A 5,208-nucleotide genomic window follows, 5' to 3' on the forward strand; every position below is an offset into this window, starting at 1 on the left:
CGGCTGGGCCGCGGGCACCGCCGAGTTCGCCTGGGCCCGCATCGCCCCCGGGCCGCGCACCCGGCACGAGGTGACGACCATGCTCGCCACCAGCGCGCTCATCCCGCCCGCCGCGACCTGGCACCGGCTGAGCGGACTGTGGCGGCACCGCGGCGCCCGCGCCTGGCAGGAGGTGGCCGCATGAGCCGCGTCGAGGCGGTGCTCTTCGACCGCGACGGCACCCTCGTCCACGACGTCCCCTACAACGGCGACCCCGCACGGGTCCGGCCCGTCGACGGCGCCCGCGAGGCGGTGGCGCTGCTGCGCGCGCACGGCATCCGCGTCGGCGTCGTCACCAACCAGTCCGGCATCGCCCGCGGCCTGGTCACCGACGCCGACGTCCGCCGCGTCAACCGGCGCGTCGACGAGCTGATCGGCCCCTTCGACGTCTGGGCGGTCTGCCCGCACGGCCCCGACGACGGCTGCCCGTGCCGCAAGCCGCGGCCCGGCATGGTCCAGTGGGCGGCCGGCCGCCTCGGCACCGCACCGGCCGACTGCGTCGTCGTCGGCGACATCGGCGCCGACGTCGAGGCCGCGGCACGGGCGGGCGCCCACGGCATCCTCGTCCCGAACGCGCGGACCCGCCCCGAGGAGACGGCCGCCGCGCCCCACGTCGCCCCCGACGTCCTGACCGCCGCCCGCGCCCTCGTCACCGGCGTACCGAAGGGCGGGGTCCTGGTGGACGAACGCCCGGTGCGGGCGGCGTTCGCCGAAGGCGCCGGTGCACACCCCGTCGTCGGCGTCGACACCCGTGGGAGGCCGCGATGAAGGCCCTCGTCAGCCGGCTCGACAGCTTCGGCGACGTGCTGCTCGCCGGGCCCGCCGTACGGGCCGTCGCCGCCCGCGCCGACCACGTCACCCTGCTGTGCGGACCGCGCGGCGCACCCGCGGCCCGGCTGCTGCCCGGCGTGGACGAGGTGCTGGTGTGGGACGCGCCCTGGGGCGGGTTCGAGCCGCCCGACGTCAGCCGGGACGACATCGACGCCCTGGTGGAGCGGATCGACGCCGACACCGCGCTGGTCCTCACCTCCTTCCACCAGTCCCCGCTGCCCACCGCCCTGGTGCTGCGCCTGGCCGGCGTCCGGTACATCGCCGCGGACAGCGTGGACTACCCCGGCTCCCTGCTCGACCTGCGCCACAGACGCGCCCCGGACGCCCACGAGGCCGAGGCCGCCCTCGACCTCGCCGAGGCCGCCGGCTTCCCGCGCCCCGACGACGGGCGGCTCCTGGTGCGCCCGACACCCCCCGCCGACGCCCTCACCGGCCCCGGCCCCTACGTCGTCCTGCACCCCGGCGCCAGCGTCCCCGCCCGCGCCTGGAGCCCCGAGCGCTGCGCCGAGGCCGTACGCGAACTCGCCGCCGCCGGACACCGCGTCCTGGTCACCGGCGGCCCCGACGAACGCGGCCTCACCGCCCACGTCGCCGGCGCGCACGGCACCGACCTCGGCGGCCGCACCGAGGCCCCCGAGCTGGCCGCCGTCCTCGCCGGCGCGTCCGTCGTCGTCACCGGCAACACCGCGCCCGCCCACCTCGCCGCCGCCGTCGGCACCCCCGTCGTGTCCCTGTTCGCACCGGTCGTACCGGCCGAGCGCTGGCGGCCGTACGGCGTCCCGTACGTCCTGCTCGGCGACCAGGACGCGCCCTGCGCCGACAGCAGGGCCCGGGACTGCCCCGTCCCCGGCCACCCCTGCCTGAACACCGTCACGGCCACCGACGTGGCGGCCGCCGTCGAGAAACTGATGGGGGAGACATGAGGATCCTCATCTGGCACGTGCACGGGTCGTGGACCACGGCCTTCGTGCAGGGCCCGCACACCTGCCTCGTCCCCGTCACCCCCGACCGCGGACCCGACGGCCTCGGCCGCGCCCGGACCTGGGACTGGCCCGAGTCGGTGATCGAGGTGCCGCCCGAGAAGCTGCGGGACGAGGACATCGACCTCGTGATCCTCCAGCGCCCCCACGAACTCGCCCTGGTCGACCGGTGGCTGGGCCGCCGCCCGCCCCTGGTCTACCTGGAGCACAACGCCCCCGACGGGGACGTCCCCGACACCCGGCACCCCGCCGCCGACATCCCCGGCGTCACCCTCGTCCACGTCACCCACTTCAACCGGCTGATGTGGGACGCGGGTTCCACCCGGACCACCGTCGTCGAGCACGGCATCGTCGACCCCGGCCACCGCTGGACCGGCGAGCTGGACCGCGCCGCCGTCGTCGTCAACGAACCGATCCGGCGCGGCCGTACGACCGGCACCGACCTGCTCCCCGAGTTCGCGCGCGCCGCCCCGCTCGACGTGTTCGGCATGCGCACCGAGGGACTCGCCGCCCACCTCGGCGTCGACCCCGAGCGCTGCCGCACCCAGGACGTCGTCCAGCGCGACCTGCACACCGAGCTGGCCCGCCGGCGCGTCTACGTCCACCCCGTCCGCTGGACCTCCCTCGGCCTGTCCCTGCTGGAGGCCATGCACCTGGGCATGCCCGTGGTCGCGCTCGCCACCACGGAGGTCACCGAGGCCGTGCCCCCGGGCGCCGGGGTCGTCTCCAACCGGATCGACGTACTGACCGACGCCGTACGCGACTTCCTCGCCGACCCGCTGTACGCGCGGACCGTCGGCGACGGCGCCCGTGCGGCGGCCCTGTCCCGCTACGGGCTGTCCCGCTTCCTGGACGACTGGGAGCGGCTGCTGAAGGAGGTGACCCGATGAGGATCGCCATGGTGTCCGAGCACGCGAGTCCGCTCGCCGCGCTCGGCGGCGTCGACGCCGGTGGACAGAACGTCTACGTGGCCCGTCTCACCGAGGAGTTGGCCAAACGCGGCCACGACGTCACGGTCTACACCCGCCGTGACTCGCTCGACCTGCCCGACCGGGTGCCGCTGCCCGGCGGCGGCATCGTGGAGCACGTGCCGGCCGGACCGGCCGAGGTCGTCCCCAAGGACGACCTGTTCCCGCACATGCCGGTCTTCGGCGCGTACCTGGCGCGCGCGTGGAGCCGCGAGCGGCCCGACGTGGTCCACGCCCACTTCTGGATGTCCGGCCTGGCCTCCCAGGCCGGCACCGGACCGCACGGCATCCCCCTCGTGCAGACCTTCCACGCCCTCGGCACCGTCAAGCGGCGCCACCAGGGCATGCGGGACACCAGCCCGTACGAGCGCATCGGCATCGAGCGGCAGATCGGCCGCGCCTGCGAACGGGTCCTGGCCACCTGCACCGACGAGGTCGTGGAACTCGGCGACATGGGCGTACCGCCCCGGCAGGTGTCCGTCGTGCCCTGCGGCGTCGACGCCGGGCACTTCCGCCCCGGCGCCGCCTCCGGCCGCACCCCCGCCCGACGGCAGCGGCACCGCCTGCTCGCCTGCGGCCGGCTGGTGCCCCGCAAGGGCTACGACCAGGCGATCCAGGCCCTCGTCGACGTCCCCGACACCGAACTCCTCGTCGCGGGCGGCCCGCCGTCCGACGCCGTGGACGCCGACCCCGAGGCACAGCGCCTGACCGCGCTCGCCCGCCGGGCCGGCGTCGCCGACCGGATCCGGCTGCTCGGCGCGGTCGACCCGCGCGACATGCCCGCCCTGATCGGCAGCGCCGACCTGGTGCTGTGCACCCCGCTCTACGAGCCCTTCGGCATCGTTCCGCTGGAGGCCATGGCCTGCGGCGTGCCCGTCCTCGCCACCGACGTCGGCGGCCACCGCGACTCCGTCGCCGACGGCGTCACCGGCCGGCTCGTCACCCCGCAGGAACCGGACGCGATCGCCGAGGCCGCCTGCGAACTCCTCGCCGACGAGGAGCTGCGCCGCCGCTACGGCGCGGCCGGCCGCGAACGCGTCCTCCAGCACTACACGTGGCGGCGCGTCGCTGACGGCGCGGAACAGGTGTACCGGCTGACGGTCGCCGACCACGCCCTGGCCACGGAGGTGGCGTGATGACCGTGCACCCGCCCGTCGTCGGGCACTGCGACGAACTCCAGGAGGCGCTGCGGGCGTTCCGCGCCTCCGCGCACATCACCGAACGCTGGGGCGAACGCCTCGCGGCCGTCCTGTCCGGCGGCGGCAGGCTGCTCGCCGCGGGCAACGGCGGCAGCGCCGCGCAGGCCCAGCACCTGACCGCCGAACTCGTCGGACGGTACCGCGACGACCGGCCGCCGTTCTCCGCGATCGCCCTGCACGCCGACACGTCCAGCACGACCGCGATCGCCAACGACTACGGCGTCGACGAGGTGTTCGCCCGCCAGGTGCGCGCCCACGGCCGCGACGGCGACGTGCTGATGCTGCTGTCCACGTCCGGCGCCAGCGCGAACCTGCTCTCCGCCGCCGACGCCGCCCGCGCGTCCGGCGTCCGGGTCTGGGCCCTCACCGGCTGCGCCCCGAACCCGCTGATGGCGGGCAGCGACGAGTCCCTGTGCGTCGACGCCCCCTCGACGGCCACCGTCCAGGAGATCCACCTGGTCGCCGTGCACATGATCTGCGCGGCCTTCGACGCCGCCCTGGAACGGGGCCTGCCCGGCAGGAGGACCCGGAGGTGACGCGGCGCACGGCTGACAGGACCCCGCTGGTCGTGGTCGGCGACGCCCTGCTCGACCGCGACCTGACCGGCTCCGCCGACCGGCTCGCGCCCGACGCGCCCGTACCCGTGGTGTCCGGGTGCGCCGAGCGGGTGCGGCCCGGCGGCGCAGCGCTCGCCGCCTACCTCGCCGCACGCGACGGCCGTGAGGTCACGCTGGTCGCGGGCGTCGGCGACGACCCCGCGAGCCGGGTCCTGCGCGAACTGCTGGATCCGTGGCTGACGTTGGTCCCGCTGCCGCTGACCGGGACGCTGCCCGAGAAGACCCGCGTCCTCGCCCAGGACCGCCCCGTCGTCCGCCTCGACCGCGGCGGCGGCCGGGCCCGCGAGGCCACCGACGAGGCGCGTACGGCGCTGCGGTCCGCGCGGGCCGTGCTGGTCTCCGACTACGGGCGCGGCACGGCGGACGCCCTGCGGGACGTGCTCGCCGCCCGCCCGCCGCTGGTCTGGGACCCGCATCCGCGCGGGGGCGCCCCGGTGCCCGGCACCCGGCTGGTGACGCCCGCCGAGAAGGAGGCCCACGGCTTCGCACCGCAGGACGGCGACGCCGGCGGCGGACTGCGCGCCGCCGCGCACCACGCCGCCGCGCTGGTCCGCGACTGGCGGGTGGCCGCGGT

General features: G+C 76.6%; 5 protein-coding genes and 2 pseudogenes. All 7 read left to right on the forward strand.

The genetic code is table 11. The annotated features are described in order from the left end of the window. Window positions 1-184, forward strand: a pseudogene (locus GTW67_RS03405) (transferase); the annotation flags it as partial. Continuing rightward, a complete protein-coding gene (locus GTW67_RS03410) occupies window positions 181-807 on the forward strand; it encodes a D-glycero-alpha-D-manno-heptose-1,7-bisphosphate 7-phosphatase (RefSeq protein WP_161163301.1) in 627 nt (208 codons plus the stop codon). The pseudogene GTW67_RS03405 and the gene GTW67_RS03410, both read left to right, overlap by 4 nt. After that, window positions 804-1,793 carry a glycosyltransferase family 9 protein gene (locus GTW67_RS03415; protein WP_161163302.1) on the forward strand — a complete coding sequence of 330 codons (990 nt, stop codon included), beginning with the start codon at window positions 804-806 and terminating at the stop codon, window positions 1,791-1,793. The genes GTW67_RS03410 and GTW67_RS03415 overlap by 4 nt, the downstream gene beginning before the upstream one ends. Beyond that, on the forward strand, window positions 1,790-2,740 hold the full coding sequence (locus GTW67_RS03420; RefSeq protein WP_161163303.1) for a glycosyltransferase: 951 nt from the start codon (window positions 1,790-1,792) through the stop codon (window positions 2,738-2,740). Before GTW67_RS03415 ends, GTW67_RS03420 begins: the two co-directional genes overlap by 4 nt. Next, window positions 2,737-3,954 carry a glycosyltransferase gene (locus tag GTW67_RS03425; RefSeq protein WP_161163304.1) on the forward strand — a complete coding sequence of 406 codons (1,218 nt, stop codon included), beginning with the start codon at window positions 2,737-2,739 and terminating at the stop codon, window positions 3,952-3,954. Before GTW67_RS03420 ends, GTW67_RS03425 begins: the two co-directional genes overlap by 4 nt. Further along, entirely contained in the window at window positions 3,954-4,553 is a 600-nt protein-coding gene (locus tag GTW67_RS03430) for a D-sedoheptulose-7-phosphate isomerase (RefSeq protein WP_161163305.1), read from the forward strand. Before GTW67_RS03425 ends, GTW67_RS03430 begins: the two co-directional genes overlap by 1 nt. Then, window positions 4,550-5,208: pseudogene (locus GTW67_RS03435) on the forward strand (D-beta-D-heptose 1-phosphate adenosyltransferase); the annotation flags it as partial. The gene GTW67_RS03430 and the pseudogene GTW67_RS03435, both read left to right, overlap by 4 nt.

This window comes from Streptomyces sp. SID5910 (assembly GCF_009862125.1).
GTDB lineage: Bacteria > Actinomycetota > Actinomycetes > Streptomycetales > Streptomycetaceae > Streptomyces.

Coding starts and splice junctions, on each gene's coding strand:
- GTW67_RS03410 (WP_161163301.1), top strand. CDS start 181: ATGAGCCGCGTCGAGGCGGTGCTCTTCGACCGCGACGGCACCCTCGTC.
- GTW67_RS03415 (WP_161163302.1), top strand. CDS start 804: ATGAAGGCCCTCGTCAGCCGGCTCGACAGCTTCGGCGACGTGCTGCTC.
- GTW67_RS03420 (WP_161163303.1), top strand. CDS start 1,790: ATGAGGATCCTCATCTGGCACGTGCACGGGTCGTGGACCACGGCCTTC.
- GTW67_RS03425 (WP_161163304.1), top strand. CDS start 2,737: ATGAGGATCGCCATGGTGTCCGAGCACGCGAGTCCGCTCGCCGCGCTC.
- GTW67_RS03430 (WP_161163305.1), top strand. CDS start 3,954: ATGACCGTGCACCCGCCCGTCGTCGGGCACTGCGACGAACTCCAGGAG.